Source organism: Sagittula sp. MA-2, from assembly GCF_030126985.1.
Lineage (GTDB): Bacteria > Pseudomonadota > Alphaproteobacteria > Rhodobacterales > Rhodobacteraceae > Sagittula.
Window position 1 is genome coordinate 1,901,767 of the sequence record NZ_CP126145.1, and the last position, 26,357, is coordinate 1,928,123.

The following is a 26,357-nucleotide window of genomic DNA, read 5'->3' on the forward strand; positions in this document are numbered from 1 at the left end:
GTCTCCTCGAAGGGGTCAGGACTTGCGTCGGATCAACCCGCGCGCCGGGTCGTACCCCCAGAGCGCGAGCACGGTGAAGACGGCGGTGGCGACCAGCGTCCACAGGAGCGCCCATGGCGAAAAATCGACATGCAGCGCGAAACGGATCAGTTCGACAGCGTGGGTGAAGGGGTTCAGGCGGCAGATCCAGTAGAGGATTTCCGAGGATTCCTGCATCTTCCAAAGGGGATAGAGCGCGGAGCTCAGGAAGAACATCGGGAAGATGACGAAGTTCATCACGCCCGCGAAGTTCTCGAGCTGCTTGATGAAGGACGAGAGCGCCAGCCCGAGCGACCCCAGCATCAGCCCGGCCAGCACGAGCGCCGGCAGGATGGTGACATAGCCCAGAGGCGGATGGTCGATCCCGAAGAGCGCGGCGATGGCCAGGAAGGCGTAGCACTGCAGAATCCCGATGAACGTCGCCCCGCAAAGCTTTGAAAACAAGAGATACCATCGCGGCAAAGGCGCGGTCAGCAAAAGCCGCATGGACCCCATCTCGCGGTCGTAGACAAGGCTCAGCGACGACTGCATCCCGTTGAACAGCAGGATCATCCCGCAAAGGCCGGGCACGATGTAGGTCTCGTAGGTGATATAGGTCTGGTAGGGCGGGATGATCGACAGCCCCAGCGCCGCGCGGAAGCCCGCGGCAAACACCAGAAGCCAGACGAGCGGACGCACGAGGGCGGCCAGGAACCGCTCCCTCTGGTGCACGAAGCGCAGGAGCTCGCGCGCGGCGATGGCGCGGAAGGCGGGCCAGAGCGGGATGCGGGACGGCGCGCTCATGCCTCCACCCCGGTGGCGCTCAGGAACCAGTCCTTCAGCGGCGCGCCAGCAGTCAGCTCGTCGGCCCGGCCGCGCGCGCGGATCTGGCCGCGGTGCAGCAGGATCACGTCGTCGGAAGGCCGCACCTCGTCGGTCAGATGGGTGGCCCAGAGCACGGTCAGCCCGTCCGCGGCCAGGTCATGAACGTGATCGGTGATGGCCGACCGCGCCTGCGCATCCAGCCCGACGGTGGGCTCGTCGCAGAGCAGCACGGCGGGATCGTGCACAAGCGCGCGTGCGATCTCCGTCCGCCGCCGGTGGCCGCCGTTCAGCGCGCGCACCCGCTCGCCCGCGCGTTCCAGCATCGAAAGCCGGTCGAGCGCCGCCGAGATCCGCCCGTCGGCGTCCTTGCCCGAAAGCCCGTGCAGCGCCGCGAAATAGGCAAGGTTCTGCCGCACCGTCAGGTCCAGGTCGAGCGTCGGCTGCTGGAACACCACGCCCATCTTGGCCAGCGCCGCGCGCGGCGCCGCCGCCATGTCGTGCCCCGCGACGGAGATCCGCCCGCTCGGGGAAGTGAAGAGCCGGGTCATCAGCGCAAAGAGCGTCGACTTGCCCGCGCCGTTCGGGCCGAGGAGTGCGGTGAACCGCCCCGGTTCGGCCGAAAAGCTCACGGCGTCGAGCGCCTGTTTCGCACCGTAGGAGAAGGAAAGATCGGAAACGGTCAACATGATGGGCAGAATGATAGCGTCGTGCACCGGGTTGCAAGCGCGACCCTCGTATCACCCCGACGCCCCCCCGCCTTCATCTTGGCAAAAATACCTCGGGGGAGCGCCGAAGGCGCGGGGGCAGCGCCCCCTCCGCCCCGTCCGTCTGCCGCACCGGCCAGTCTGGCAGCAATCGCGGGCGCGGGCAGCGCCCGCGCCGGGGCGACGGACGGCAGTCCGGCGCAACCTTCCGCCGCAGGCTTCATTCCGTGGGCCGGAAGGCCGCGCCCCAGGGGAAGCGGCCCACCTTGATTGTCTTCAGCGCCTTGCGCTCCGCCACGTCGACCACCGTCACGTCGCCCGAGACGCCGTTGGTGGTGAACAGCAGCGACTTGTCCGCGTTGAACGCCATGTGCCAGACCCGGCGGCCGACGAGGATGTAGTCCTCGACCTCGTAGGTCTCTGCGTTCACCACGGCGAGGTGGTTCGACGGTCCCAGCGCCACGAAGGCGTGGCTGTCGTCGGCGGTCAGCTCGAAGCCCACGGGCTGGACCTTGTCGGGGTGCACGCCCTTGATCCCGAAGCCGAACTTGGCCTTCTCGGTCTGCGTCGCCACGTCGAAGACCGACACGGTGCCGCCGATCTCGGCGCTGACCCAGAGCTCGGCTCCGTCCTTGACGAATTCCGCGTGTCGCGGCCGGGAATCGACCAGCGTGTTGGCAAAGAGTTCCTGCGTTTCCGTGTCGATCCAGTGCGCCATGTTCGTCGTCTCGGAGGTGGTGATGGCGATCTTGCCGTCGGGCGAGACGGCCATGCCCTCGGGCTCGATGCCGACGTTGATCTGGGCCACGACAGTGCGGGTTTCGGTATCGACGACCGTGGTGATCGCGTCGTCTTCGTTGGCGATGTAGAGGTGGCGGTTGTCGGGGTGCAGGACGAACTGTTCCGGGTCCTCGCCCGAGGGCAGGTCGTGCAGGATCTCGCCCGAGACCGGGTCCATGACCTGCACCGCGTCGCTGTCGGAGGCGCAGATGTAGACCACGGAATAGTCGTGGCTGAAGGTGATGCCGCGCGGGCGCTCTCCGGTCGGGATTGTGCGGGTGACTTCCATCGTCCCGATATCGATCACCGACACGGTGTTGTCCTTCTCGTTCGTCACCCAGATCTCGTCCGCCGTGGCGGCGTGGGACAGCAGGAGGGCTGCGAGGAGCGGTGTGTATTTCATGGTCGGGTCCTTGCGGTGTCTGCGGGGGCCGGGTGCCCTTGCCGGTGGCGTGCGCCCCGGCGGGGGCGTGGCATTTCAGGTATTTGGGCCAAGATGAAGGTCAGGGTCCGGGCCGGGATGGCGCGTGTGTCGCGGCGGGTCAGCCGGCGAAGGCGGTGCAGCCGCTTTCGGGGGCGTCGAGGCCCAGCGTGTCGAGTTCCGAGACCGGGTGCAGGAACCCATCGAGCGGGGCGTCGGCGACCAGTGCGCCGCGGTGGGTGAGCGGGATGGACTGGCGCAGCTGACCGTTCCACGGCCGGAAGGTCAGCGGTCGGCCCTTGAAACCGCCGAGTTCGAAGGCGTCGCCCAGCATGTAGGACCTGAGGTCCGCCGCGCCGGTGGCGCCGGAGCGGGTGACCGCCTCGCCGATGGCGCGGACCGCGGCCCAGGCGGCGTAGTCGCGGGGCAGCATCTCGCGCCCCGTGGCCCTGGTGAAACGCGACTGGAGCTGGGCCGCGCCCCATTGCTCGACCGCAGGCGACCAGGCGGCGGGCATCAGCCCCTCGCTGCCCGCGACCGGGCGCGGCATCCAGGTGTTGTAGGGGATGTAGCGGGCGAAATCGTTCGTTTCGTCCGCGGCGATCAGCACGTCGTACTTGCCCAGTTGCTGGGTCAGCAGCGGCACCTCGGCGGCGGCGCTGCGGCGCAGGTCGGCGTCGAAGGTCCATTCGGCAGTGCGGCGGATCGAGAGGCCGAACTTCTCTGCCGAGGCGCGATAGCTTTCGGCCAGCGCCTTGTCGCCGGGTTTCGGGCCCTCGATCATCACCAGCGCGGTCCAGCGGCGCATCACGAAGAACTGCATGAGCGCGTCGGTCAGCATGGCGCGCGAGGGCAGGGCGTGCAGCACGTTGGCGCGGCAGTCGGCGCCGCGCAGCGCGGTTTCGGGCGCGGCGGTGTTGAAGAGGAGCGCACCCGCGGTGTCGGGCATGTCGGCGGCCTGCAGGAGCGTGTCGGCGGGGGCGTCGATCACGAGGAGGTCGGTCTCGGCCAGAGCCGCCTCCACCGCGCCGGCGAAGTCGCCGTCCGGCGCCACCGAATGCTCGGTCAGCGTCCAGGTCTGGCCCATGAAGGTGCCGGTGGTGGCGTTGTCGGCGATCCCCAGGCGCGCGCCTGCGATGCCGAGGTCGTCGGGCACGGGGTCGAGGTTCGACAGGGTCGGGGGCAGCTCGACCTCCTGCCGGAGCCAAGCCACGCGGATCTCTGCCGCCCAGATCGGGCTTGCCGACAGCAGCACGGCTGCCGCCGCCGCTAGGATCGTGCGCATCCTGTCCTCCCTCAGCCGCTCACCCGGAAAGGATCGGGGTTGCGGGCCGCGCCCTCAATACGACCAAGGTCTTGCGGGGCCGCCCGTCGCGCCACGAAAGTCCAATGGTGCGGCGGCGCGGCGCTGGCTTATCACCATCGGCAGACGCGATGAGATCACCCCGGACGGGAGGAGGAAACGATGAAGACCTTTGCGATGACGGCCCTTGTGAGTGTGCTGCCGGTTCTGGCCCTGGCCCATGGCGACGTGGCGCCGCAGGCGGTGGACACCACCGGCCTGCCGGAGGTCGGCGAGGAGTGGCTGACAGAGAACCCCTACCGTGCGGAGGCCGCGGGAGAGGAAGTCTGGGACAAGGCGGTGAAGATCGGCGCCTCCGGCTACAACCAGAACTGTGCGCGCTGCCACGGGCTCGAGGTGATCTCGGGCGGGCTGGCGCCCGACCTGCGCTTCCTGGAGGCGGAGGAGTACGGCGACGAGTGGTTCATCGAGCGCTTCCGCCACGGCTACACCCAGAACGGCACCACCAAGATGCCGGCCTTCGGCGAGCTCCTGGGGCAGGAGGCGGCATGGGCGATCCGCACCTACGTGGAGACCCGTCCCGACGACGATTCCATGGCCGGGGTGGCCGACGAGCTGAAGGGCCTGCGCGACCAGCTGGACGCGCTGTCGACCGGATCTGGCGATGCGGACGGCGAGGCGATCAAGGCGGAGCTGACCGAGATCGCCGCCGGGATCGAGACCATGTCCGGCGCGCCGGTGGCCGACAGTGCCGCCAGCCGGGCGGCGGCCTTCATCGACGGGTCCGAGGAAGGCTATCGCCACGCGGCAGAGGCCTTGACCATCGGGCTGTCGGCTGCACACTGAGCGCGAACGGCCTTCGGGGAGGAGTGGCATGGTTCGACATGCGGGTGTTCTGAACACCGTCGGCAGGGGGCTGCGCGCCCTTTTGCCCGCCCTGGTACCGGGTGTGGTGGCCGGCGCGCTGCTGGCCGCCGGCACCACCGTGGCCCGCGCCGCCGATCCCTGCGCCGACTACGTGCCGCAGCCCAAGCCGCAGAACGCAGGCCGCGACATCGTCGGCCAGGACCTCGACACGATCCGCGAGCGGGGCTCGATGACCTTCGCGGTCTACGAGGATCATGCGCCCTATTCCTGGGAAGAGAAGGGCGAGGCGAAGGGCATCGACGTCGACGTTGCAAAGCTGGTGGCGGAGTTCATCGGCGTGACGCCGGTGATCCGCTTTGTCGCCGCCGGAGAGAACCTCGACGCCGATCTGCGGCACAACGTCTGGCAGGGCGGCATCGTCGGCGGGGCGGTGTCGAACGTGATGATGCGCGTGCCCTACGACTCGGCCTTCCGCTGCCGGGTGGAGCAGGTGGTCTTTCCCGGCCAGTACCAGGAGGAACACATCGCCATTGCCTACCGCGCGGCGGAGTATCCCGACGGCGGGCCGGTCCCGGCCTACTTCCGCTTCGACACGGTCGCGGTGGAGAACGATTCGATCTCGGACTTCTACCTGACGAGTTTCGCGGGTGGCCAGACGGCGGCAGGCGTGCGACGGTATCCCACGATGGAGGCGGCGATGGCGGCGCTGAACGCGGGGGAGACGATGGCGGCGATGGGGCCGCTGGCCCAGCTTGAGTTCTTCCGGGGCGAGGGCGTGGCGATCCACGAGCCGCCGCTGGCGGGGCTGGCAAAGGCGCACTGGCCGATCGGAACGGCGGTGCATTTCGCGTGGCGGCCGCTGGGATACGAAGTCGAGGACGCGATCTCTGCGGCGATGGCCGACGGCCGGATCGCGGGGATCTTCGAAAGATACGGACTGACGCACAATCCACCGGAATGGTGATGTTATCAATTGGTCTAATATGCCCGACGGGCGCTGCGCGCCTAGGCTGGCGCCGGAGAGAGAGGACAAACCCATGCAAATGAGCGATTCCCGTACGATCAAGGCCCCCCGCGAGGTGGTCTGGGAAGCGATCCTGAACCCCGAGGTGCTGAAGGCCTGCGTGCCCGGCTGCACCGAGATGTCCGGCTCTGCCGAGGAGGGGTTCGAGGCGACCGTGGTCCAGAAGGTCGGCCCCGTGAAGGCAACCTTCAAGGGACAGGTGAACCTCGAGGACATGGATGCGCCGAACACCGTCAAGCTGGTGGGCGAAGGCAAGGGCGGCGCGGCCGGCTTTGCCAAGGGCAGCGCCGTGGTGAGGCTGGAAGAGGCCGAGGACGGCACGCTTCTGACCTACGACGTGGACGCCAGCGTCGGCGGCAAGCTCGCGCAGCTGGGCAGCCGGATCATCGACGGTTTTGCCAAGAAGATGGCCGACCAGTTCTTCTCCAACTTCCAGGAGGCGGTCGAAGGCCCCTCCGATCCCGACGCCGCGCCCGAGACGGAGGCTGACGACGGCAAGAAGAAGGGCTGGTTCAAGCGGATGGTGTCCAACTGATCCGCCGATCAAATCCGCACTCCGGGGTGGGTGCATTCTGTGACAAACGATTTTCCAGGGAGGGAAACGATGGTTGAAGTGACGATGAAGGTGAACGGCAAGTCCGTCACCAAGTCGGTCAAGGGCAACACGCTCATGACGGAGTTCCTGCGTGAGGAGCTGCGCCTGACCGGGACCCACGTGGGCTGCGACACCTCGCAATGCGGCGCCTGCACGATCCACGTCAACGGGCTGCAGGTGAAGGCCTGCACCATGTTCGCCGCCGAAGCCGACGGCGCCGAGGTCGGCACGATCGAGGGGCAGGCGGCCCCGGACGGGACGCTGAACACGATCCAGCAGGCGTTCCAGGACTACCACGGCCTGCAGTGCGGTTTCTGCACGCCGGGCATGGTGATGGCGGCGGCGGCGCTGCTGAAGGACAACCCGAAGCCGACCGAGGCCGAGGTGCGTCACCACCTCGAGGGCAACATCTGCCGCTGCACCGGCTACCACAACATCGTCCGCGCCATCCTGGCGGCCTCCGGGCAGGACGTACCCGCGGTCGCCGCCGAGTGATTTCGGAAGGTGCGTGTGAACACGCACCCTGCACCTGAACAATTTCCGTAGGGTGCGTGATTTCACGCACCATTCCCAGGGAGGAAGAAATGCCGAAGGATCATGGCATCGGCGCAAGCCAGAAGCGGCGCGAGGACGTGCGCTTCCTGACCGGAGCCGGTCAGTACACCGACGATATCAACGTCTATAACCAGGCGTATGTCTATTTCCTGCGTTCCGACGTGGCCCACGGAAAGATCAATTCGATCAACACCGAGGCCGCAGCGGGCATGCCCGGCGTCGTCCGCATCTTTACCGGTGCCGACTTCGAGGGCGTGGGCGGTCTGCCCTGCGGCTGGCAGGTGACCGACAAGCACGGCGAAGTGATGAAGGAGCCGCCGCACCCGGTGCTGGCACAGGGCAAGGTCCGTCACGTCGGTGACCCGATCGCCGCGGTCGTGGCGGACACGCTGGAGGAGGCGCGCACCGCCGCCGAGGCCATCGAGCTCGACATCGAGGAGCTGACCGCCGTGGTGAACATGGCGGCCGCGCTGGAGTCCGGTTCCGCCAAGGTGCACGACGAGCTGTCGGACAACCTCTGCTACGACTGGCAGTTCGGCTCCGACCCGGCAGAGACGCAGGCGGCCTTCGACAGCGCCGCGCATGTGACGACGCTGGAACTGACCAACAACCGCCTCGTCGCCAACCCGATGGAACCGCGCGTGGCCGTGGGCGAGTACAACCGCGCCAACGATGAATCCACGCTCTACACCACTTCGCAGAACCCGCACGTGATCCGCCTGCTTATGGGCGCCTTCGTCCTCGGCATCCCGGAGCACAAGCTGCGCGTCGTGGCGCCCGACGTGGGCGGCGGCTTCGGCACGAAGATCTTCCACTACGCCGAAGAGGCCTTTGTCACCTTCGCCTCGCGGCAGCTGAACCGCGCGGTGAAGTGGACCTCCTCGCGCTCCGAGGCGTTCATGTCCGACGCCCATGGCCGCGACCACGTCACGACCATCGAACTGGCGCTGGATGCGGACAACAACTTCACCGCCGTGCGCACCAACACGATGGCCAACATGGGCGCATACCTGTCGACCTTCTCGTCGTCGGTCCCGACCTGGCTGCACGGCACGCTGATGGCGGGCAACTACAAGACACCGCACGTGCTGGTGAACGTGAAGGCGGTCTTCACCAACACCGTGCCGGTGGACGCCTACCGCGGCGCGGGCCGCCCGGAGGCGACCTACCAGCTGGAGCGGATCATCGACAAGGCCGCGCGCGAGCTGGGCGTCGATCCCATCGCGCTCCGCCGTCAGAACTTCATCACCGAGTTCCCGTACCAGACGCCGGTGGCCGTGGTCTATGACACCGGCGACTACGTCGCGACGATGGACAAGATGGAAGAGCTGATGGACCTCGGCAATTTCGAGTCGCGCCGCAAGGAAAGCGAAGCGAAGGGCAAGCTGCGCGGCCTGGGCGTCAACTGCTTCATCGAGGCCTGCGGCATCGCGCCGTCGAACCTCGTGGGGCAGCTCGGCGCGCGTGCCGGTCTGTACGACGCCGCCACCGTGCGGGTGAACGCCACGGGCACCATCTCGGTGCTGGTGGGCGCGCACAGCCACGGGCAGGGACACGAGACCGCCTTCCCGCAGGTCGTGGCCGAGATGCTGGGCATCGACGAGAGCATGATCGACATCGTGCACGGCGACTCCGCCAAGATCCCGTTCGGCATGGGCACCTACGGCTCGCGCTCCATCGCGGTCTGCGGATCCGCCATGGTCCGCGCCACCGAGAAGATCATCAACAAGGCCAAGAAGATCGCCGCCCACCTGCTGGAGGCCGCCGAGGCGGACATCGAGCTTAAGGACGGTCAGTTCTCGGTCGCGGGCACCGACAAGTCGGTCGCCTGGGGGGATGTGACGCTCGCCGCCTACGTGCCGCACAACTACCCGCTCGAGGATATCGAGCCGGGTCTCGAGGAGACGGCCTTCTACGACCCGTCGAACTTCACCTATCCCGCGGGCGCCTATGCCTGCGAGGTGGAGGTCGATCCGGAGACCGGCCTGGTCACCATCGAGAAGTTCGTGTCCGCGGACGACTTCGGCAACGTCATCAACCCGATGATCGTCGAAGGTCAGGTGCACGGCGGGATCGCGCAGGGCATCGGGCAGGCGCTGCTCGAGAACTGCGCCTACGACGAGAACGGCCAGCTGCTGAGCGCGTCCTACATGGACTACGCGATGCCGCGCGCCGACAACCTGCCGATGCTCGACAGCTACCTCGTGGACCACTCCTGCCAGACGCCCTGCACCCACAACCCGCTGGGCGTGAAGGGCTGCGGCGAGGCCGGGGCCATCGGCTCTCCGCCGACGGTGGTGAACGCGGTGATCGACGCGCTGCAGTCGGGTGGCCACAAGGTGGAGCACATCGACATGCCGGTGTCGCCGGGCCGCGTCTGGGCCGCGATCAACGGCTGAATGGAGAGCGCCGGGGGGCTGTCTGCCCCCCGGACCCCCCGAAGGTATTTTTGCCAAGATGAAGGTGGATGGCCTTCATGAGCGGCAGAGGAGGAAAAAAGATGTATTCATTCGATATCGTTCGGCCGACGTCCGTGGCCGATGCCGTGTCGGCGCTGGGGCAGGAGGACGCGCAGCCGCTGTCCGGCGGCCAGACGCTGATCCCGACCCTGAAGCAGCGGCTGGCGATGCCGTCCGTGCTGGTGAGCCTGTCGGCCATCGACGAGCTGAAGGGCGTGTCGTCGGATGGCGGCGTGCTGACCGTCGGCGGCGGCACCACCCATGCGACGGTGGCGGCAGAGGCCGGGGCCTATCCGGCGCTGGCGGCGCTGGCCGGCCAGATCGGTGATCCGGCGGTGCGCAACCGCGGCACCATCGGCGGGTCGCTGGCCAACAACGATCCCTCGGCCTGCTATCCGGCGGCGGCGCTGGGATCGGGGGCGACGATCGTCACCAACACCCGCGAAATCGCGGCGGACGACTATTTCCAGGGCATGTTCACCACGGCCCTCGAGGAGGGCGAGCTCGTCACCGCGGTGAAGTTCCCGATCCCGGAGAAGGCGGCCTACATCAAGTTCCAGCAGCCCGCGTCGCGGTTCGCGCTGGTCGGCGTCTTCGTGTCCAAGGGCGCGGACGGGGTGCGGGTTGCCGTGACCGGGGCCTCAGAGGAAGGCGTGTTCCGCTGGAGCGAGGCGGAAGAGGCGCTTTCGGGTGACTTTTCCGCCAGCGCGGTCGAGGAGCTGTCGGCGCCGTCGGGCGACGGGATGATCTCTGACCTGCACGGCAGCGGTGCCTATCGTGCGAGCCTGGTGAAGACCCTGACGAAGCGGGCGGTGGCCAAGGCCAACGGCTGATCCTTTCGGGTTCGAGTTCTGGAAGCTCCCGGTCCTGCGGCCGGGAGTTTTCTTTTGCTATGCAGGTCAGAGGGTGCGGAGGTTGCCGTCCCTGTCCACCAGCGTGATTCGGAGGAGGTCGGCGTCGGTCCTGAGCTTTTCAAGGCGCGGGATGTCCATGAAGACCGCCGCGGTGGAGAGCGCATCGGCGGTCGTGGCATCGCGGGCCTCGATGCTGACGGTGGACCAGAGGGGGTCTTGCCCCTGTGGCCCGAGGATGTGTGCGTTGGCACCGAAGCGCAGGGCGCCGGGGCTGGAGGTGGCGCGGGCGGCGTTTTCGAGCGTCAGGTGACCCAGAGATCCGTGGTCCGGATCTTCGAGGGCGAGCCGGAAGGGGCCGCCGATGGCCGCCTGTTCGCCGATGTCGATCAGAGCATGAGTGAAGCCGCGCCCGGCGAGGGAGGCGCGGATCAGGTCGGTGGCGAAGCCTTGGGCGATGCCGTTGAGGGTGAGTTGCTGACCCGGGTCCAGACAGGTGCCCTGCGCTGTGCGGCGTACCCGGTGCCAGCCGAGGAGGGCGCGGGCCGGAGCAGGGTCGCGGCCTTGGGCCAGGGCCTGCCAGAGCGGTTGTATCGTCGGATCGAATAGTCCGTCCGTCAACGTATGTGCCTTGTTGCAGGCGTCCATCAGGGCATCGAAACGGGCATTTGGTGCAAGAAACCCGGCTCCGTTCAGGCGGGAGAGGGCCGAATTCGGGCGGTAGAGGCTGAAGAGGCTTTCGATCTCGTCGAGTTGCGCGGGGAGGTCGGCCAGGGCCGCCTCCGTCTCCGTGCGCGGGCCGGTCAGGGTGACGGAGACCTCGGCTCCGAGGGCGCGGCCCTGCCATGTGGAGGCGAAGGCGTGGCGTGGCGCGCAGGCGAAGGCAGCGGCGAGGGTGATGACGCGGCGGCGGCTGAGACGGGGCAGGGTCATTCGGCGGGCACCTCGTTGGGATGTCCGGTGACGCGCGGCGGGCGCTTGGTGGAACGGGCCTTCAGGATCAGCGGCACGCATTGGCGGGCATCGTCGTGGATCGTCACGCAGTCGAGGCACTGGAAACACTCGTCGTACTGGATGGCGCCGGTCTTGCGGATGGCGCCATAATTGCATTTCACGGCGCAGAGCTGGCAGGGAGAGCCGCATTCGACCCGGCGGGGGATCCAGCGGCGCAGGCGCAGGGTGCCACCGATCGCCATGAGCGCGCCAAGCGGGCATAGGTAACGGCAGAACCCCTTGAAGGTGAAGAGTGCGAGGAACAGCCAGAAGGCGGCGTAGGCAACGTAATACCATTCGCGCCGGAAGAAGGTGGTGATGGCGGTCTTGAAGGGCTCGATCTCGGCCGCCTTGTCCATGTGGCCGGGGGCGATCACGGTCACGGCGACGAGCCCGGCCAGCGCCACGTATTTCAGATTCTTTAGCCGCTGGTCCCAAGTGCGCGACGGTTCCAGGCGCGGAAGATGCAGGAAACGCCCGATATGATGCGCGAACTCCTGCAATGCGCCGAAGGGGCAGAGCCAGCCGCAAAAGAGGCCGCGGCCCCATAGGAGAAATCCGAGGATCACCGCCCCCCAGTTCATCAGCGAGAAGGGGTCGTAGAGCAGGAAGGCGAAATGCCGGGTGGAGAGCGCCGCCTGCAACGTGGCAAGCGGCGTCACGATGGAGAGCTGCCCCTGTCCCCACCAGCCGATGAATCCCGTGACGAAGGCGAGGATGGTCAGCCGGACGGGTGTGAAGACACGCAGCCCGGCGAGGCGGCTTTGCGCGAAGAACAGGACGGGCAGGAGGAGCGCCAGGAAAGCCGCCAGAACCATCAGGTCGTCGGCGCGGTTGCGGATCGCCTCTTCGAAGGGGGACAGGCGCCGCGTCTGGCCGGGACGGACAAAGAACCGCTCGTCGGTTGTGACCTGCGCCTCGATCGTGACGGAGCCGACCTGCGGCTGGAAGACGCCATGCTCGCGAATGGCCTGCACCGTGAAGGTCCACGGCGCGGCCGGGTCGAAGCCGAGCCGTCGGTCGGTGCGCAGGATCATCGCGGTGCCGTCGTGCAGCGCCTCGGGCACCTGATCCGACAGCTGTACGAAGAGGTCGGCGTCGCGCAAGGCCACGGGGAAGCCGTTCTGTTCCGCGCCCAGCCAGTCGGGCGCGGTGTTGCGGACGAAGTCGGGCGAGACGAGGCCGTGGCGCGCGGTCTCGACCACCAGGATCGGTTCGTCGAAGATGGATATCTCGCGGAAGCGGTCGAGCTCGCGCAGCGTGCCCTCGGACAACAGCGCGCGGGCGATGGAGCGCGGGCCGAGGTCGGCGATCCAGAGATCGAGGTAGGGCGCGTCAGGCTCGGCGCTGGCTTCGGGATCGTCGTTGGCCCAGAGCGTGCCCTCGAACAATGCCTCGATTTCCCCGTTGGTCAGGGTTTTGTGCGTCAGAAGCCCGGTTTCGTTCAGCGAGTCCCACGTCAGGTCCTCGTCTATGTCGGGGTTCGGGTGGGCGGGCGGCCCGGAACTGATGCCGCCCATCTTTTCGCGTGCGACCTGCAGCGCGGCGGCAAGTATCGATTCGTGCGCGATGCGGACCGATGCGGTCGCCTTCGTCACCCCGTCGAGGTAGACCAGACCGCTGCCGTCAGACGCGCCGCCGTAGGGCGTGCCGACCACGAGGCTGTCGGAAATGGAATGGCCGCGGTACTGTTCCATGAAGGCGTGGAACGGCGCCTCGCCCAGGCCAGAGACGAAGATCGGCTCGTTGTGGGTCAGGAGCTGCACGTCGAGGAAACGGCCCTCGAGATCCAGCACTACGAGCGCGTTGATCGGCGCGCCGGAGAAGCCGGGCAGGGCGGCCATCGGTTCGGTCTGGAAGACATAGCCCGCCTGCGCCCCGCCGGAATTCAGCAGCTCATAGACGCCGTTGTCCGAGATCTGCGCGCCCATCGACATGGGCGCACGGATGTGCGTGGCGAGTTCCTCGGGCGAGAGAACCTCGGCCAGAGCGATGACCGCGCTGGCAAGCCAGAGCGCGGCGGCGATGATGAAACGTCCTCCCATGGGCGGCACGTTAGGCGCGGCACGGGACGTGCGGAATTCGACCTTGGTGGGGGGCTTTGACAGGGGAATGTCTGGTAGGCCCGGCAGGACTTGAACCCGCAACCAAGGCGTTATGAGCGCCCTGCTCTAACCAATTGAGCTACAGGCCCACCGTGGCAGACTGAGTAAGCGCGGGGCGCGGGGGCGTCAAGCGGGGGAACGCGGGAGCGGGGCTCTGCATTGAGCCGCAGGCACATGCGGAGGATGCGATGAAGGACTACGACGAAGGCGACAAGGTCGCGTGGGACTGGGGCAACGGCACGGCCAGCGGCACGGTGGTGAAGAAATACACGCGGAAGATCACGCTGAAGATCAAGGGCAGCGAGGTGACGCGCGACGCCGACGAAGACAACCCCGCCTACCGGATCGAGCAGGAGGACGGCGACGAAGTTCTGAAGAAAGGGTCTGAGTTGCGGAAGGCCTGAACACCCACCAGCGCGCCGCAGCTCGTTATTTCAGCAGCGAGACCAGCGTGCACACATCGCCGAGCGCGCCATTGGCGTAGCGCGGGCGATAGACGATCTCGACGCGTTTCGCGCTCGACGCCACGCGCCAGGTGTGGAGCACGAAATCGCCCGACGGATCGATCCGCGCGGCGGTCGTCAGGTTGTTCCACAGGATCTGGCCGACCATCGCCGCGCCGTTCAGCGACAGCGCACCGAAATCCACATCGTCGAGGTCGGTCGCATCCACCAGCGGCTCGATCGGGTGGTGGTCGGCGGTCACCTTCTCGATCATCACGCCCCACATCGGATCGCGGAAAACGTCGAGCCCGTCTTCGGCGGGGATGACGAAGGGAATGGTCTGGTGCCCGTTCCAGTCGGTGTGGGTCGAAACGAAACTGCGGGTCATCGGTGTTCGGTCCTTGTCAGGCGTTGCGTGTCAGGCGTGGCGCGGCGGGCCCCGGTGGGCGGCCGGATGGGTCGCTCAGGGCGTGTACTGCGGAATGTCCCAGGCGCCGTATTTCTGGCGCTGCGGCAGGCCCTTGGCTTCGCGGTGTTCATTCTCGGCGGCCGCGGCGGAAACCTCGCGCTTCTCCCGCGTGTCGCCGGAAGAGCCCTGCGTGTATTCGTAGGTGTGATAGGCCTCGTGTGCCAGCGAAGATTCCGGGTCGCGGTCGACGCCGTCGCCGTAGGTGCCGGTCTTGTTCGGGTTGTACTTGATCGTCCCTTCGGAGCCGGTGCCGTCCTGCGAATCCGACCGGCTGTCGGGGCTGGCGCTGTTGCCTTCGGGGCCGACCTTGATGGTCGTGGTCTTGTCGCTGTTCTCCAGCGCCTCCATCGCTTCGACCGTCTTTGGCTTCGATCCGTCCGGCAGGCGGCGCTTTTTGGCGTCCTCCCACTGTTGCTTGGCCTTTGCGAGATCCTCGTCGGTGGCGCCTTCCTGCTTTTCCCAGACGACACCGCCGCCCTTGCCGGCCTCGCAGCCCTTGGTCGCGCCGGGCTTGTTCTCTGTCTTCTTGCAGGCGTCGTCGTTGGCCTTTCCGCACTGGCACATCTCAGGCCTCCTCCCCGACGCTTTCGCCGAGGGCGGTGATCATCGTCAGCGCGGCCTGGCGGAGCGCCTGTGTCTTTGCGGCGGGGGCGAGGCCCTTGTCGTAAAGCGTGGCATGGATCAGCGGCAACTGCGGTTCGGCGTAGTAGTAGGGGCCGTACATCAGCGCGAGCGCCGCGCAGATGTAGCCGCCAAGCGGTTGTTCCAGCCCGAAGGCGTCCGACTGGGCAACCGCGTCGCCCAGCACCTGCCCGGTCATGGTGGAGGCCGCGGCGCGCTGCGGAAAGGCGGCGCAAAGCGCGCCCACGGGGTCCGTCGGCGCATCGCCGGTCCCGAGCACGTGGTGCACCTGCCGGAAGCCGCGCACCGCCGCCCGCCCGTCGCGGCCATTGGTCTTGCGCAGGTGCAGGAGAATCCGGTCGTTCAGCTGGTTGATGCGGTGGATCGGTTCGCGGATGATCGGATCGGCCAGCTTGTCCGAGGCCCAGGGCAGCAGCGGGTTCTCGTCGTAGCGGCTGCCCAGAACCGGCATGAAGGTCGCGAACATGTAGATGCTGCGTTCGGTGACAAAGCCGTAGTGCCGGGCGCGCGTGTGGGCGAAAGTGGCCAGTGCCATCGCGCTGCCGTCGGGCCAGAAGGCCTTTCCCCACGGAAAATGGGTTTCGAGATGCTCTGCCAGTCCGGTTTCGAAAGCACGAAACTCCATGGCATCGAATGCATCCATCTGTGCATTGGATATCGAAAGCATGGGTCGGGAACGCCACAAATGAAATATGCCACGAGGATAGCCGAGAAGGCGGTTTCTTCACAGTGATGATTTCCCTACTGCGCGGGCAGCGCGTTGCAGGCGCGGAGCCTTTGCGGTAAGCGCCTCTGCAATCAAGCGGCCAACCTCTCGGAGAGCGACATGAGCGACGGCAAGAACGGGCTGACCTACGCGGCGGCGGGCGTGGACATCGACGCGGGCAACGCGCTGGTCGAACGGATCAAGCCGGCGGCGAAACGGACCAACCGCGCCGGGGTGATGTCCGGGCTGGGCGGCTTCGGCGCGCTGTTCGACCTGAAGGGCGCGGGCTACGAGGATCCGATCCTCGTGGGGGCGACGGACGGCGTGGGCACCAAGCTGCGCATCGCCATCGACACCGGGCTGGTGGACGGCGTGGGCATCGACCTCGTCGCCATGTGCGTCAACGACCTCGTGTGCCAGGGCGCGGAGCCGCTGTTCTTTCTCGACTACTTTGCCACCGGCAAGCTCGACACCGACACCGCCGCGCGGGTCATCGAGGGCATCGCGGAGGGCTGCGTGCGCTCCGGCTGCGCGCTGATCGGCGGCGAGACGGCGGAAATGCCCGGCATGTACCCGGCGGGCGACTTCGACCTCGCGGGCTTTGCCGTGGGCGCGATGGAGCGCGGACGCGAACTGCCCGCAGGCGTGGCCGAGGGCGACGTGCTGCTGGGGGTGGCGTCGAACGGCGTGCACTCCAACGGTTACAGCCTCGTGCGGAAGCTGGTCGAGGTCTCGGGCCTCGGTTGGGACGCGCCGTGCCCCTGGGGCGATGGCACGCTGGGCGAGGCGCTGCTGGCGCCGACCACGCTGTACGTCAAGGGCGCCATCGCGGCGGTCAAGGACGATTGCATCCACGCGCTGGCCCACATCACCGGCGGCGGCCTGACGGAGAACCTGCCGCGCGTGCTGCCTGAGGGCTCGGGCGCCGAGATCGACCTTGGCGCATGGGAACTGCCGGGCATCTTCAAATGGCTGTCCGATCAGGGCAACATCGAAGAGCGCGAGATGCTGAAGACCTTCAACTGCGGCATCGGCATGATCGCCGTCGTCGCACCCGACAAGGCCGACGCCGCACGCGCCCACCTGACCGAGGCCGGGCACGAGGTGCACCGGATCGGGTCGGTCACGGCGGGCGAGGGCGTCACCTACCGGGGCAGCCTGTGAAGCGCATCGCCATCCTCGTTTCCGGCGGCGGCTCCAACATGGTGAAGCTGGTCGACAGCATGACCGGAGACCATCCGGGCCGCCCGGTGCTGGTGGCGTCGAACGATCCCCATGCGGCGGGCCTGACCCGCGCGGCAGAGCGGGGCGTGCCGGTGGCGGCGGTGGATCACAAGCCGTTCCGCGGCGACCGCGCCGCCTTCGAGGCCGAACTGCGCCGCCACATCGACGCGGCCGAACCGGACGTGCTGTGCCTTGCGGGTTTCATGCGCATCCTGACGCCGTCCTTCATCGCCGCCTACGAGGGCCGGATGCTGAACATCCACCCGTCGCTTTTGCCGAAGTACCGCGGGCTGCACACCCATGCCCGCGCGCTGGAAGCCGGCGACACGGAGGCGGGCTGCACCGTACACGAGGTCACGGCAGAACTGGACGAAGGCCCGATCCTTGGCCAGGCGCATGTCCCGGTCGAACCCGGCGACACGCCCGACACGCTGGCGGCGCGGGTCCTCACCATGGAACACAAGCTTTATCCCGCGGTCCTGCGCCGCTTCCTCGAAGGCCGTCGCACACCCCTGATCCTGACCTGATGCGTGGCGTTTCCCATTTCAGGAAAATGGGTTATGACGGTGAAACGCGCCGCAGGGTCGACACCACATAACAGAAAAGACTGCGCATGCAGACATTGACGACGACCGAAGAGCTTTCCGATTTCTGTGCCCGTGCCAAGGGCCAGCCGTACATCACCGTCGATACGGAGTTCCTCCGTGAACGGACCTATTATTCCAAGCTGTGCCTGATCCAGCTTGCGCTGCCCGGCAAGGGTGACGAGGACGCCGTGCTGGTCGATCCGATGGTGGACGGGCTGTCGCTGGACCCTCTGCTGGACCTCTTCCGCGACGAGAGCATCGTGAAGGTGTTCCACGCCGCCCGGCAGGATCTGGAGATCTTCTACATCGATCACGGGGTCATTCCGCAGCCGCTGTTCGACACGCAGGTGGCCGCCATGGTCTGCGGCTTCGGCGAGCAGGTCGGCTACGAGACGCTGGTCAAGCGCATCGCCAAGCAACAGCTCGACAAGTCCTCGCGCTTCACCGACTGGTCGCGGCGCCCGCTGACGGACGCGCAGAAGTCCTACGCGCTGGCCGACGTGACGCACCTGCGCCAGATCTACGAATTCCTCGCGGGGAAGCTGGAGGAAAGCGGACGGGCGCGCTGGGTCGCCGAGGAACTGGGCGTCCTGACCGATCCGGAAACCTACATCACCCGTCCGCGCGACGCGTGGCAGCGGGTGAAGACGCGGTCCAACGCGCCGCGCTTCCTTGCCATCGTGCGGGAACTGGCGGCCTTCCGCGAAACCTACGCGCAGGAGCGCAACATCCCGCGCAACCGGGTGTTCAAGGACGACGCGCTGGTCGAGCTGGCCTCGACCAAGCCGATGTCGGCAAATGACCTGTCGCGTTCGCGCCTGCTGCTGCGCGAGGCCCGCAAGGGCCCCATCGCCGACGGCATCCTCGAAGCGGTCAAGGCCGGGGTGGAATGCCCCAAGGACGATCTGCCCGAAGCCGACACCGTGCGTGACAAGCTGCAGGTGAACCCGGCGCTGGCGGATCTTCTGCGCGTGCTGCTGAAGGCCAAGACGGAGCGTTTCGGCGTGGCCTCCAAGCTGATCGCCCCGGCGACCGACCTCGACGCCATCGCGGCGGGGATGCGCGACGTGCCGGCGCTGTCCGGCTGGCGGCGCGAAGTCTTCGGCGAGGATGCGCTGCGCCTGTGCTCCGGCCAGATCGCGCTGGCGGCGCGCGGCAAGAACGTCGACGTCATCGAACTCTGACGGACGGGCCGCAGGCCCGGTTCATAGCGGAAGAGAGACACCGGGGACGGGCCGAAAGGCCCGTGCGACCCGCGGCTGTCAGCGGCCGGTGGTGCGGGTGTTGTTGCGCGCCTTGACCACGATGCTGCGCACCAGCGCAAGTTCGTTGTCGGTCAGCCAGGTGGCGGCGGTCACGGTGCGGGCCGAGACGGGGCCGGTGGGGCCGACGTACTGTTCCGCGCGCAGCGCATAGACCAGCGTGTCGTCGGTCGTCTCGTTCTCCACCTCGACCAGCTTGACGTCGTAGGCGCCCTGGTAGCGGGTGACGCCGGTGGCGCGGACAAGCGCACCGCCGGGACGGCGCTCCACGAAAAGGCCGGTGACCTCGTCCACGGCGATGCCGCCGTAGCTTTCGTCTTTATTCCGGCGGAAGACCGATTCCTCGCGCACGGGGATCAGCGGGTTGTAGGCCGGATCGTCCGCACGGACCTCGGTGCGCACCGAGGTGCTGCCGCCGAACCAGTTGAACGGATTGAGGCGGGACTCCCGCACGCCGCCGCAACCGGACAGAACGAGGCCTGCAAGGACCAGAACGGAGATCTGTTTGTGCATCTTGTGCCTCTTGCCTGAGTGTTCCCCGGTTAACCCATCCGGAGACGCTTGAAAAGCCTGCGAGGTGCTGGACCTTTGCGGCGCGGGCGCTTACCTGCGGGGGAAAAGGAGTGGTGTCATGGCCCAGGAGGCGTTCGAAGAGGTGGTTGAGGATTTCGAGTTCCTCGAGGACTGGGAAGACCGCTACCGCATGGTGATCGAGATGGGCAAGGCGATGGAGCCTATGCCCGATGCGCTGAAGGTGCCCGCAACGAAGGTGGAAGGCTGCGCCAGCCAGGTCTGGCTGCACATCGCGCCTGAGGACGGGCGGTTCCACTTTCAGGGCGACAGCGACGCGATGATCGTCAAGGGGCTGATCGCGCTTCTGCACCGGCTCTACGATGGCCTGCCAGAGGGCCAGGTCGCGGGTGTCGATGCGAGGGGTGAACTTGGGCGCCTCGGACTGCACGACCACCTGTCGGCGCAGCGGTCCAACGGTCTGCGCGCGATGATCGAACGCATCCGCGACTCCGCCGCCTGACGAGAGGCGATCCGGCGCAGCGGAACCGACAAGGCGGCGCCTTTGACGGTCTGCGTGGCGTGACTGTGGTGGGCGGTGTGTATCCGGACCCTCTGCGCGGGGTCGTCGAGAACGAGCCAGCGGCGCAACCGAATAAAAATGTCGGCAACGCGGCTGGCTGACACACTGACGCGCAGCCGCCGCGAGCGAGCAGGTGGCGCGGCCGGGTTCAGCCGTTGCCGTTGCCGGTAAAGCGCGCCGCGTCCGCTGCCGCGCGCCGGATGGCATTCGACTTGTGCACGGTCTCCATGTACTCGGCCTCGGGGTCGCTGTCATAGACCACGCCGCCACCCGCCTGGATATACAGCTTCTGGTCCTTCACGATCGCCGTGCGCAGCGCGATGCACATGTCCATGTCGCCACCGGCGCTGAAATAGCCCACGCCGCCGCCGTAGACGCCGCGTTTCTCCGGCTCGAGCTCGTCGATGATCTCCATCGCGCGGACCTTCGGCGCGCCGCTGACGGTGCCTGCGGGCAGACCCGCCAGAAGGGCAGAGAGGGCGTCATGCTCCTCCGACAACTCGCCGACCACGTTCGAGACGATATGCATCACGTGGCTGTAGCGCTCGATGATGAACTTCTCGGTCGGGCGGACAGTGCCGATCTTCGACACGCGGCCGGTGTCGTTGCGCCCGAGGTCGAGCAGCATGAGGTGTTCCGCCAGTTCCTTCTGATCCGCCAGCAGATCCGCTTCGAGGGCGTTGTCCTCTTCGGGGGTGGCGCCGCGCGGACGGGTGCCCGCGATGGGGCGGATCGTCACCTCGTTGCCGAAGACCCGGACGAGGATCTCGGGCGAGGCGCCGATCACCTGGAAGCCGCCGAAGTTGAAGTAGAACATGAAGGGCGACGGGTTGGTGCGCCGCAGCGAACGGTAAAGCGTGAAGGGCGGCAGCGGGAAGTCCTGCGTCCAGCGCTGCGAGGGCACCACCTGGAAGATGTCGCCCGCCTTGATGTACTCCTTGGCCTTGTTGACCGCGCCCTTGTATTCCTCGTGCGTGAAGTTCGAGACGGGCTCGCCCAGGTCGGCGGCTTCGCCGAGGTCGCGGCTGGCCTGCGGCATCGCACGTTCGAGGTCGCGCACCGCGTCCATCACCCGTTCCGCCGCCTGCGCATAGGCAGCGCGCGCGGGCACGCCGTCCTGCACCCAAGCGGGCGAGACGACGGTGACTTCGCCCTTCACGCCGTCCAGAACTGCCACGACGGAAGGGCGCATCAGTACCGCGTCGGGCAGGCCCAGCGGGTCGGGGTTCACGTTCGGCAGACGCTCCACCAGCCGGATCATGTCGTAGCCCAGGTAGCCGAACAGCCCGGCGGCGGCCTGCGGCAGATCCTCCGGCAGGTCGATCTTCGATTCCGCCAGAACGGCGCGCAGGGCGGTCAGCGGGTCGGCGTCCATCGGCTCGAACGCATCGGGGTCGAACCGCGCATGACGGTTGATCCGCGCCTTGTCGCCATGACACTGCCAGACGAGGTCCGGTTTCATGCCGATCATCGAGTAGCGCCCGCGCACCTCGCCGCCGGTGACGGATTCGAGGACGAAGGTGTCCTTGGCCGCGCCCGTCAGCTTCAGCATCAGCGACACCGGCGTGTCGAGGTCGGCGGCCAGCCGGGTGTAGACGATCTGGTTCTCGCCCGCCTGGTAGCGGGTCGCGAAGGCGTCGAAGGCGGGGGTCAGCGTGGGCATGGGCTCGGGCGCCTTACTGGAAGTTCGCGAGGACGGCGTTGACCGCGGCCTGGTCGATTTCGACACCGGCACGGGACTGGATGTCCTGCGCAAGCGCCCGGAACAGGTCCTGGCTCACGTCCTGATCGGCCTGCTGTGCAAAGAGCTGGCGGAACTGGCGGACATTCTCGTCCTCCGGGTCGACCTCGATGATGTCGTCGAGGCGCACGACGTAGGCGGTGCCCGCACCCTTGACGGCGGCGGCCTCGCCCTCGGACATGGTGAAGACCTGCGTCAGCACCGCCTGCGGCACATCGTCGGTATTGGCGTTGCGGGTCAGGCCCTCGTCCACCGTCCGGGCGCGCAGGTTCAGATCGTCGAACCCGGTGTCGCCGGAAAGCTGACCGGCCAGCGCCTCTGCCTGATCCGCCAGCGCCGTGGCGCGTGCATTGGCCTCCCAGTCCTGGGCCACGCGGTCGCGGACCTCTTCGAACGGGTAGGGCGCGGCTTCCTGGATCTCGTCGAGGCGCAGGGCAAAGAGCCCGCCGTCGCCCAGTTCGGCCATGGCAGGGTAATCGCCGGTCTCCGCTTCGGCTGCCGCCTCGTTGAAGGCCGCGTAGCCCGCGATGCCCTCGTTGCTGGAAGAGGTCCAGTCGATCTGACCCAGCTCCATCTCCGTGTTGCCGGCAAGATCCTCGAGCGTGGCACCCGCGGCCAGTTCGTCGTCAAGCTGGTTGGCGAGCCCCTCGATCACGCGGCGGGCCTGATCCAGCGCCAGCGTGTCGCGCATCTGCGGCACGGCCTCTTCGAAGCTGGTGCTCTGCGCGGCCAGAACTGCGTTCACCCGGTAAAGCGCGGGCCCGAGGTCGGAGGGCGCCTGCACGACCTCACCCACGTCCGCGGCAAAGACCGCTTCGCCCGCATCACCCAGCGCGGCTTCGGTCACGTCGCCCATGTCGGTGTCGGCAAGGTCGAGCCCGCGTTCGATCACCAGCGTCTCGAAGGGCACGTCGCCGCTGGCGACGCGTTCGGCGGCTTCCTGTGCCGCCTCTTCGGACGAATAGACCAGTCGTTCCACAAGACGGCGCTCCGGCATGTTGAACTCGGCCGAACGCTCTTCGTAGGTGGCGCGCAGCCTGTCCTCGGGCACCTCGACGGTGTCCACGATCATCGCGGGCGTCAGCCACGCATAGGTGATCTTGCGCGTCGTGGGACGGGTGTAGCGGTCGATGTTCTCGTCGTAGAAGGTCTGCAGATCTTCGTCGGTGGGCACCGGCAGGCCGGTGGTCAGCTGCTCCGCTCCAAGCTCCGCCCAGGTGAAGGCCCGGCGCTCGCCGGTGTATGACACCAGCGTCTGCGCATAGACCGGCGGCAGGACAACGCCTGCCTGGATCGCGTTCTGCAGCAGGGTGGAGGCGCTTTCGGCCCGCAGCTGTTCCTCGAACTCTCGCTCGGAGAAGCCGGCGCCCTGCAAGGCGAGGCGGTAGGATTCCCGGTCGAAGGAGCCGTCGACCCCCTGGAAGGCCGGGATCTCGCGCAGGTCCTGCGCCAGACGTTCGTCGCCGACGGAGATGCCAAGCTGCGCGGCCTCGTTCTCGAGCGCGGCCGAGGTCACAACGCGGCTCAGCACCATGTCCGGGATGCCCATGGCGCGCGCCTGCTGGAAGGTCAGCGCCTGGCCGGTCTGTGCCTGCACGGCGCGCATTTCCTGCTGGATGGCGCGGAAGTAGTCGGAGGCGGGAATCTCCGCCTCGCCGACCTTGCCGATGCTCGACACGCTGCCGCCGAAATTGGTGGCCCCGAAACCGCCCAGACCGAGGAGCAGCAGACCCAGCAGGATGTACCCGCCTGTCTTGCCGACGCCGCCTTTTTTCTTGCTCATGGCCTAACCCCTCCGCGCTGGTTCGGGAGTGTCTAAACCGGGGTCACAGGGGCTGCAAGGGGGGCAGGTCCAGTGCGGCCAGCCGCGTGCAGAGCGCGCGCAGGCTCTCGGCCCCGGCATTGGCAAAGGCAATGCGGAAATGCCGGTCGCCGGAGGGGTCCTCTGGCGGGGTGAACATCGTCGCCGGCAGGATCAGCACACCCGCCTCGCGCACCAGCAGCGGCGCCAGGTCCGCGGCCCCCATGGCGAAGGGATGCTCGACATAGGCAAAGTACGCGCCCAGCCCCTTCAGCCGCCAGCCCTTCGCCTCGAGCGGGCCGAACGCCTCGGCCAGGGCGGCGCGGCGGGCGAGGATCTCGTCGCGCTGTTCGGCCTTCCACTGCGCCAGCGTCTGCAACCCGTGCAGCGCCGCCTTCTGGCCCAGCGAGGGCGCGCAGATCGCCACCGTGTCCTGGAACTTCTCGATCTGGTGCAGAAGCTCCGCATCGCCGATCACCGCGCCCACACGATGGCCGGTCAGCCGGTAGGCCTTCGAAAAGCTGTAAAGCTGGATCAGCGTGTCGGCCCAGTCGGGGCGGGTCAGCAGGTCATGCGGCGCGCCGGTGTGGGTGGCGAAGTCGCGGTAGGTCTCGTCCACGATCAGCCTGATCCCGGCCTCGCGGCACAGGTCGAAGAGCGCCGAAAGCGTCTCTGCCGGGTATTCGACGCCCGCGGGATTGTTCGGCGTCACGATGGAGATCGCCTTCGTCCGCGGCGTGATGAGCGCGCGGGCGGCCTCCGGATCGGGGATCAGGGTGTCGTCGGTGGGCAGCGGAACCGCCACCACGCCCGACATGTCCATCCACATTTTGTGGTTGAAGTACCAAGGGGTTGGGACGATGACTTCATCCTCTTCCGTGGTCAGCGCCGACAGCGTCGCGGCAAAGGCCTGGTTGCAGCCCGCGGTGATGCCCACCTGGGCTGCCTCCACCGTGCCGCCGTAATGGCGTGCCCAGTCCTCTGCCAGCGCGGCGCGCAGGTCGCCGTGTCCGAGGACGGGACCGTAAAGATGGCTCGACGGCACCTCGATCAGCTCCGCCATGGCGCGCCGCAGCGCGGGCGGCGGCGGATCGGCGGGCGCGGCCTGCGCGAGGTTCAGGAGCGGCCGGTCGGCGGGAAACTCCACGCCCTGCAGCCATCGCTGCGCTTCCGGGATCGGCGGAAAGAAGGTGGCTTCGGTACGGGTGGTCATGGTGCGCCTGCGGTTGTTCGCGGCGAAGCTATCAGCCCGGACCGGACGCGCAAGTCAGAGCGTCGGTCCCGCCCGGCCAAACGGGCGCGGAAGACGCGGGCGCCCGCCATTGCAGCGTCCGCGGCCGGCCTCAGTCGTCGCCGCGGTAGGGTTTCACGTATTGCAGCGCCATGTCCCAGGGGAAGAAGATCCAGGTGTCCTGGCTTACTTCAGTGACGAAGGTGTCCACCTGCGCGCGCCCCATAGGCTTGGCGTAGACCGTGGCGACATGCGCCTTGGGCATGTGGGTGCGCACCACTTCGAGCGTGCGGCCGGTGTCCACCAGGTCGTCGACCACCAGCACGCCGGTGCCGTCGCCGATCACGTCCATGTCGGGCGACTTGATCACGCGCGGCTCTGCCTGGGTCTGGTGGTTGTAGCTTTTCACGCTGATCGTATCGACCATGCGGATGTCGAGTTCGCGCGCCACGATCATCGCCGGGGCCATGCCGCCGCGGGTGATCGCCACGACCGCGCGCCAGGCGCCTTCGTCCGGGCCTTGCCCCTGCAGGCGCCACGCCAGAGCGCGCGCGTCGCGGTGCAGTTGATCCCAGCTGACGTGAAAGCCTTTCTCGTGGGGCAGACGGTCGTTCATGGCGGACTCCTCATGCGGTCTGGGGCGCGTCATAGGGCAGGGCGGGGCCGGAGGGCAAGCCTGCTGTCGCGGACCCGGAACCGCCCGGCCCGGAAAACGCGAACGGGCGCCCGTTCGGACGCCCGGCCAGCATTCGGAACCCCGCGGGCCTCAGCCCTTCTGGATGTCCGGCGCGTCCACCGCCTTCATGCCGACGACGTGATAGCCGCTGTCGACATGGTGCGTCTCGCCGGTGACGCCGTTCGACAGGTCGGACAGCAGGTAAAGCGCGGATCCGCCCACATCGTCGATGGTCACGTTGCGGCGGAGGGGCGAATTGTACTCGTTCCACTTCATGATGTAGCGGAAGTCGCCGATGCCCGAAGCGGCCAGCGTCTTGATCGGCCCGGCCGAGATCGCGTTGACCCGGATGCCGTCCTTGCCCAGATCCTCGGCGAGGTAACGGACCGAAGCCTCCAGCGCCGCCTTGGCCACGCCCATCACATTATAGTGTGGCATGATGCGTTCGGCGCCGTAGTAGGTGAGCGTCAAGGCGGCCCCGCCGCTCTTCATCAGCTTCTCGGCGCGCTGCATCACGGCGGTGAAACTGTAGACGGAAATGTCCATCGTCATGGTGAAATTGCCGCGCGTGGTGTCCACGTAGCGCCCGCGCAATTCGTTCTTGTCCGAGAAGCCGATGGCATGGACGACGAAGTCGAGTCCGCCCCATTCTTCTTCCAAGGCATTGAACAACAAGTCGATCGAGCCTTCGTCGCCCACGTCGCAGGGCAGGACGATCTGGCTGCCCAGTTGGGAGGCAAGAGGATCGACACGCTTCTTCAGCGCCTCGCCCGGGTAGGAGAATGCCAGCTCCGCGCCCGCTTCGCTCAGCGCCTTGGCAATGCCCCAGGCGATAGACTTGTCGTTCGCCAGCCCCATGATGAGGCCGCGTTTGCCCGCCATCAACCCGTTTGACATGACCGTCCCTTCCACCAGATCGACAATGGATCGTCGTGTAGGCGATACAAATGTGGGCATCAAGGGCGCAAAAGCGGGAAATCCC

At 67.4% G+C, this 26,357-nt stretch carries 26 protein-coding genes and 1 tRNA gene; 11 read left to right on the plus strand and 16 right to left on the minus strand.

What is annotated here, in order from left to right; translation table 11 throughout:
- Window positions 1–15: 15 nt before the first annotated feature.
- From QNI11_RS09460 to QNI11_RS09475, 4 genes are all read right to left on the minus strand, one after another.
- Window positions 16–822 (minus strand): ABC transporter permease, encoded by an 807-nt coding sequence (locus QNI11_RS09460; protein ID WP_100930702.1) that lies wholly within the window; start codon window positions 820–822, stop codon window positions 16–18.
- Window positions 819–1,529 (minus strand): ABC transporter ATP-binding protein, encoded by a 711-nt coding sequence (locus tag QNI11_RS09465; RefSeq protein WP_283983217.1) that lies wholly within the window; start codon window positions 1,527–1,529, stop codon window positions 819–821. The genes QNI11_RS09460 and QNI11_RS09465 overlap by 4 nt, the downstream gene beginning before the upstream one ends.
- 238 nt (window positions 1,530–1,767) lie before the next feature.
- Window positions 1,768–2,730, minus strand: a complete 963-nt coding sequence (locus tag QNI11_RS09470; protein ID WP_283983218.1) for a YVTN family beta-propeller repeat protein — start codon at window positions 2,728–2,730, stop codon at window positions 1,768–1,770.
- A 139-nt stretch (window positions 2,731–2,869) separates the two neighbouring features.
- Complete coding sequence (locus QNI11_RS09475; protein ID WP_283983219.1) at window positions 2,870–4,033, minus strand: ABC transporter substrate-binding protein; 1,164 nt, start codon at window positions 4,031–4,033, stop codon at window positions 2,870–2,872.
- 180 nt (window positions 4,034–4,213) lie between these two features.
- Between QNI11_RS09475 and pedF the strand changes: the two genes are divergently transcribed.
- From pedF to QNI11_RS09505, 6 genes are all read left to right on the plus strand, one after another.
- Window positions 4,214–4,897, plus strand: a complete 684-nt coding sequence (pedF, locus tag QNI11_RS09480) for a cytochrome c-550 PedF (RefSeq protein ID WP_283983220.1) — start codon at window positions 4,214–4,216, stop codon at window positions 4,895–4,897.
- A gap of 28 nt (window positions 4,898–4,925) precedes the next feature.
- Window positions 4,926–5,882 (plus strand): ABC transporter substrate-binding protein, encoded by a 957-nt coding sequence (locus tag QNI11_RS09485; protein WP_283983221.1) that lies wholly within the window; start codon window positions 4,926–4,928, stop codon window positions 5,880–5,882.
- Window positions 5,883–5,955: 73 nt separating this feature from the next.
- Entirely contained in the window at window positions 5,956–6,477 is a 522-nt protein-coding gene (locus QNI11_RS09490; protein WP_100930697.1) for a CoxG family protein, read from the plus strand.
- 69 nt (window positions 6,478–6,546) lie between these two features.
- On the plus strand, window positions 6,547–7,032 hold the full coding sequence (locus tag QNI11_RS09495) for a (2Fe-2S)-binding protein (protein ID WP_100930696.1): 486 nt from the start codon (window positions 6,547–6,549) through the stop codon (window positions 7,030–7,032).
- 89 nt (window positions 7,033–7,121) lie between these two features.
- Entirely contained in the window at window positions 7,122–9,491 is a 2,370-nt protein-coding gene (locus QNI11_RS09500) for a xanthine dehydrogenase family protein molybdopterin-binding subunit (protein WP_283983222.1), read from the plus strand.
- A gap of 101 nt (window positions 9,492–9,592) precedes the next feature.
- Window positions 9,593–10,384 carry a xanthine dehydrogenase family protein subunit M gene (locus QNI11_RS09505; protein WP_283983223.1) on the plus strand — a complete coding sequence of 264 codons (792 nt, stop codon included), beginning with the start codon at window positions 9,593–9,595 and terminating at the stop codon, window positions 10,382–10,384.
- A gap of 66 nt (window positions 10,385–10,450) precedes the next feature.
- On the opposite strand, the gene QNI11_RS09510 is transcribed toward QNI11_RS09505, so the two are convergent.
- The 3 genes from QNI11_RS09510 to QNI11_RS09520 form a co-directional block, all read right to left on the minus strand.
- Window positions 10,451–11,335: an FAD:protein FMN transferase gene (locus QNI11_RS09510; protein WP_283983224.1), complete on the minus strand. Its 885-nt coding sequence runs from the start codon at window positions 11,333–11,335 to the stop codon at window positions 10,451–10,453.
- Window positions 11,332–13,440 (minus strand): 4Fe-4S binding protein, encoded by a 2,109-nt coding sequence (locus QNI11_RS09515; RefSeq protein ID WP_283983225.1) that lies wholly within the window; start codon window positions 13,438–13,440, stop codon window positions 11,332–11,334. Before QNI11_RS09515 ends, QNI11_RS09510 begins: the two co-directional genes overlap by 4 nt.
- A 72-nt stretch (window positions 13,441–13,512) precedes the next feature.
- A tRNA-Ile gene (locus tag QNI11_RS09520) sits at window positions 13,513–13,589 on the minus strand.
- Between the two features lie 99 nt (window positions 13,590–13,688).
- Here QNI11_RS09520 and QNI11_RS09525 point away from each other — a divergent pair.
- Complete coding sequence (locus QNI11_RS09525; RefSeq protein WP_283983226.1) at window positions 13,689–13,904, plus strand: DUF2945 domain-containing protein; 216 nt, start codon at window positions 13,689–13,691, stop codon at window positions 13,902–13,904.
- Between the two features lie 25 nt (window positions 13,905–13,929).
- Here the strand turns inward: QNI11_RS09525 and QNI11_RS09530 are convergent, their stop codons facing one another.
- The 3 genes from QNI11_RS09530 to QNI11_RS09540 form a co-directional block, all read right to left on the minus strand.
- Window positions 13,930–14,331, minus strand: coding sequence for a hypothetical protein (locus QNI11_RS09530; protein WP_100930690.1), 402 nt, complete (start codon window positions 14,329–14,331; stop codon window positions 13,930–13,932).
- A 75-nt stretch (window positions 14,332–14,406) separates the two neighbouring features.
- Entirely contained in the window at window positions 14,407–14,976 is a 570-nt protein-coding gene (locus QNI11_RS09535) for a M91 family zinc metallopeptidase (RefSeq protein WP_100930689.1), read from the minus strand.
- A gap of 1 nt (window position 14,977) precedes the next feature.
- Entirely contained in the window at window positions 14,978–15,697 is a 720-nt protein-coding gene (locus QNI11_RS09540; RefSeq protein ID WP_100930688.1) for a hypothetical protein, read from the minus strand.
- A gap of 183 nt (window positions 15,698–15,880) precedes the next feature.
- Between QNI11_RS09540 and purM the strand changes: the two genes are divergently transcribed.
- The 3 genes from purM (at window position 15,881) to rnd (ending at window position 18,755) form a co-directional block, all read left to right on the plus strand.
- On the plus strand, window positions 15,881–16,924 hold the full coding sequence (gene purM / locus QNI11_RS09545; protein WP_283983227.1) for a phosphoribosylformylglycinamidine cyclo-ligase: 1,044 nt from the start codon (window positions 15,881–15,883) through the stop codon (window positions 16,922–16,924).
- Window positions 16,921–17,511 carry a phosphoribosylglycinamide formyltransferase gene (gene purN / locus QNI11_RS09550; protein ID WP_100930686.1) on the plus strand — a complete coding sequence of 197 codons (591 nt, stop codon included), beginning with the start codon at window positions 16,921–16,923 and terminating at the stop codon, window positions 17,509–17,511. Before purM ends, purN begins: the two co-directional genes overlap by 4 nt.
- An 86-nt stretch (window positions 17,512–17,597) precedes the next feature.
- On the plus strand, window positions 17,598–18,755 hold the full coding sequence (rnd, locus tag QNI11_RS09555) for a ribonuclease D (protein ID WP_100930685.1): 1,158 nt from the start codon (window positions 17,598–17,600) through the stop codon (window positions 18,753–18,755).
- Window positions 18,756–18,833: 78 nt separating this feature from the next.
- Here rnd and QNI11_RS09560 read toward each other — a convergent pair whose 3' ends face one another.
- Window positions 18,834–19,346 carry a hypothetical protein gene (locus tag QNI11_RS09560; protein ID WP_283983228.1) on the minus strand — a complete coding sequence of 171 codons (513 nt, stop codon included), beginning with the start codon at window positions 19,344–19,346 and terminating at the stop codon, window positions 18,834–18,836.
- Window positions 19,347–19,464: 118 nt separating this feature from the next.
- Between QNI11_RS09560 and QNI11_RS09565 the strand changes: the two genes are divergently transcribed.
- Window positions 19,465–19,866 (plus strand): SufE family protein, encoded by a 402-nt coding sequence (locus QNI11_RS09565; protein ID WP_283983229.1) that lies wholly within the window; start codon window positions 19,465–19,467, stop codon window positions 19,864–19,866.
- 208 nt (window positions 19,867–20,074) lie between these two features.
- Here the strand turns inward: QNI11_RS09565 and trpE are convergent, their stop codons facing one another.
- From trpE to fabI, 5 genes are all read right to left on the minus strand, one after another.
- Window positions 20,075–21,589, minus strand: a complete 1,515-nt coding sequence (trpE, locus tag QNI11_RS09570; RefSeq protein WP_100930682.1) for an anthranilate synthase component I — start codon at window positions 21,587–21,589, stop codon at window positions 20,075–20,077.
- A gap of 13 nt (window positions 21,590–21,602) precedes the next feature.
- Window positions 21,603–23,450, minus strand: coding sequence for a peptidylprolyl isomerase (locus QNI11_RS09575; RefSeq protein ID WP_283983230.1), 1,848 nt, complete (start codon window positions 23,448–23,450; stop codon window positions 21,603–21,605).
- A gap of 43 nt (window positions 23,451–23,493) precedes the next feature.
- Window positions 23,494–24,681, minus strand: coding sequence for an aminotransferase (locus QNI11_RS09580; RefSeq protein WP_283983231.1), 1,188 nt, complete (start codon window positions 24,679–24,681; stop codon window positions 23,494–23,496).
- A gap of 130 nt (window positions 24,682–24,811) precedes the next feature.
- On the minus strand, window positions 24,812–25,315 hold the full coding sequence (gene gpt / locus QNI11_RS09585; protein WP_100930679.1) for a xanthine phosphoribosyltransferase: 504 nt from the start codon (window positions 25,313–25,315) through the stop codon (window positions 24,812–24,814).
- A gap of 150 nt (window positions 25,316–25,465) precedes the next feature.
- Window positions 25,466–26,272 carry an enoyl-ACP reductase FabI gene (gene fabI, locus QNI11_RS09590; RefSeq protein ID WP_283983232.1) on the minus strand — a complete coding sequence of 269 codons (807 nt, stop codon included), beginning with the start codon at window positions 26,270–26,272 and terminating at the stop codon, window positions 25,466–25,468.
- Window positions 26,273–26,357 lie beyond the last annotated feature (85 nt).

Excerpts from the sequence above, each read along its gene's own strand:
- QNI11_RS09460 (WP_100930702.1), bottom strand. The coding sequence starts at position 822 with ATGAGCGCGCCGTCCCGCATCCCGCTCTGGCCCGCCTTCCGCGCCATC.
- QNI11_RS09465 (WP_283983217.1), bottom strand. The coding sequence starts at position 1,529 with ATGTTGACCGTTTCCGATCTTTCCTTCTCCTACGGTGCGAAACAGGCG.
- QNI11_RS09470 (WP_283983218.1), bottom strand. The coding sequence starts at position 2,730 with ATGAAATACACACCGCTCCTCGCAGCCCTCCTGCTGTCCCACGCCGCC.
- QNI11_RS09475 (WP_283983219.1), bottom strand. The coding sequence starts at position 4,033 with ATGCGCACGATCCTAGCGGCGGCGGCAGCCGTGCTGCTGTCGGCAAGC.
- pedF (WP_283983220.1), top strand. The coding sequence starts at position 4,214 with ATGAAGACCTTTGCGATGACGGCCCTTGTGAGTGTGCTGCCGGTTCTG.
- QNI11_RS09485 (WP_283983221.1), top strand. The coding sequence starts at position 4,926 with ATGGTTCGACATGCGGGTGTTCTGAACACCGTCGGCAGGGGGCTGCGC.
- QNI11_RS09490 (WP_100930697.1), top strand. The coding sequence starts at position 5,956 with ATGCAAATGAGCGATTCCCGTACGATCAAGGCCCCCCGCGAGGTGGTC.
- QNI11_RS09495 (WP_100930696.1), top strand. The coding sequence starts at position 6,547 with ATGGTTGAAGTGACGATGAAGGTGAACGGCAAGTCCGTCACCAAGTCG.
- QNI11_RS09500 (WP_283983222.1), top strand. The coding sequence starts at position 7,122 with ATGCCGAAGGATCATGGCATCGGCGCAAGCCAGAAGCGGCGCGAGGAC.
- QNI11_RS09505 (WP_283983223.1), top strand. The coding sequence starts at position 9,593 with ATGTATTCATTCGATATCGTTCGGCCGACGTCCGTGGCCGATGCCGTG.
- QNI11_RS09510 (WP_283983224.1), bottom strand. The coding sequence starts at position 11,335 with ATGACCCTGCCCCGTCTCAGCCGCCGCCGCGTCATCACCCTCGCCGCT.
- QNI11_RS09515 (WP_283983225.1), bottom strand. The coding sequence starts at position 13,440 with ATGGGAGGACGTTTCATCATCGCCGCCGCGCTCTGGCTTGCCAGCGCG.
- QNI11_RS09525 (WP_283983226.1), top strand. The coding sequence starts at position 13,689 with ATGAAGGACTACGACGAAGGCGACAAGGTCGCGTGGGACTGGGGCAAC.
- QNI11_RS09530 (WP_100930690.1), bottom strand. The coding sequence starts at position 14,331 with ATGACCCGCAGTTTCGTTTCGACCCACACCGACTGGAACGGGCACCAG.
- QNI11_RS09535 (WP_100930689.1), bottom strand. The coding sequence starts at position 14,976 with ATGTGCCAGTGCGGAAAGGCCAACGACGACGCCTGCAAGAAGACAGAG.
- QNI11_RS09540 (WP_100930688.1), bottom strand. The coding sequence starts at position 15,697 with ATGGATGCATTCGATGCCATGGAGTTTCGTGCTTTCGAAACCGGACTG.
- purM (WP_283983227.1), top strand. The coding sequence starts at position 15,881 with ATGAGCGACGGCAAGAACGGGCTGACCTACGCGGCGGCGGGCGTGGAC.
- rnd (WP_100930685.1), top strand. The coding sequence starts at position 17,598 with ATGCAGACATTGACGACGACCGAAGAGCTTTCCGATTTCTGTGCCCGT.
- QNI11_RS09560 (WP_283983228.1), bottom strand. The coding sequence starts at position 19,346 with ATGCACAAACAGATCTCCGTTCTGGTCCTTGCAGGCCTCGTTCTGTCC.
- QNI11_RS09565 (WP_283983229.1), top strand. The coding sequence starts at position 19,465 with ATGGCCCAGGAGGCGTTCGAAGAGGTGGTTGAGGATTTCGAGTTCCTC.
- trpE (WP_100930682.1), bottom strand. The coding sequence starts at position 21,589 with ATGCCCACGCTGACCCCCGCCTTCGACGCCTTCGCGACCCGCTACCAG.
- QNI11_RS09575 (WP_283983230.1), bottom strand. The coding sequence starts at position 23,450 with ATGAGCAAGAAAAAAGGCGGCGTCGGCAAGACAGGCGGGTACATCCTG.
- QNI11_RS09580 (WP_283983231.1), bottom strand. The coding sequence starts at position 24,681 with ATGACCACCCGTACCGAAGCCACCTTCTTTCCGCCGATCCCGGAAGCG.
- gpt (WP_100930679.1), bottom strand. The coding sequence starts at position 25,315 with ATGAACGACCGTCTGCCCCACGAGAAAGGCTTTCACGTCAGCTGGGAT.
- fabI (WP_283983232.1), bottom strand. The coding sequence starts at position 26,272 with ATGTCAAACGGGTTGATGGCGGGCAAACGCGGCCTCATCATGGGGCTG.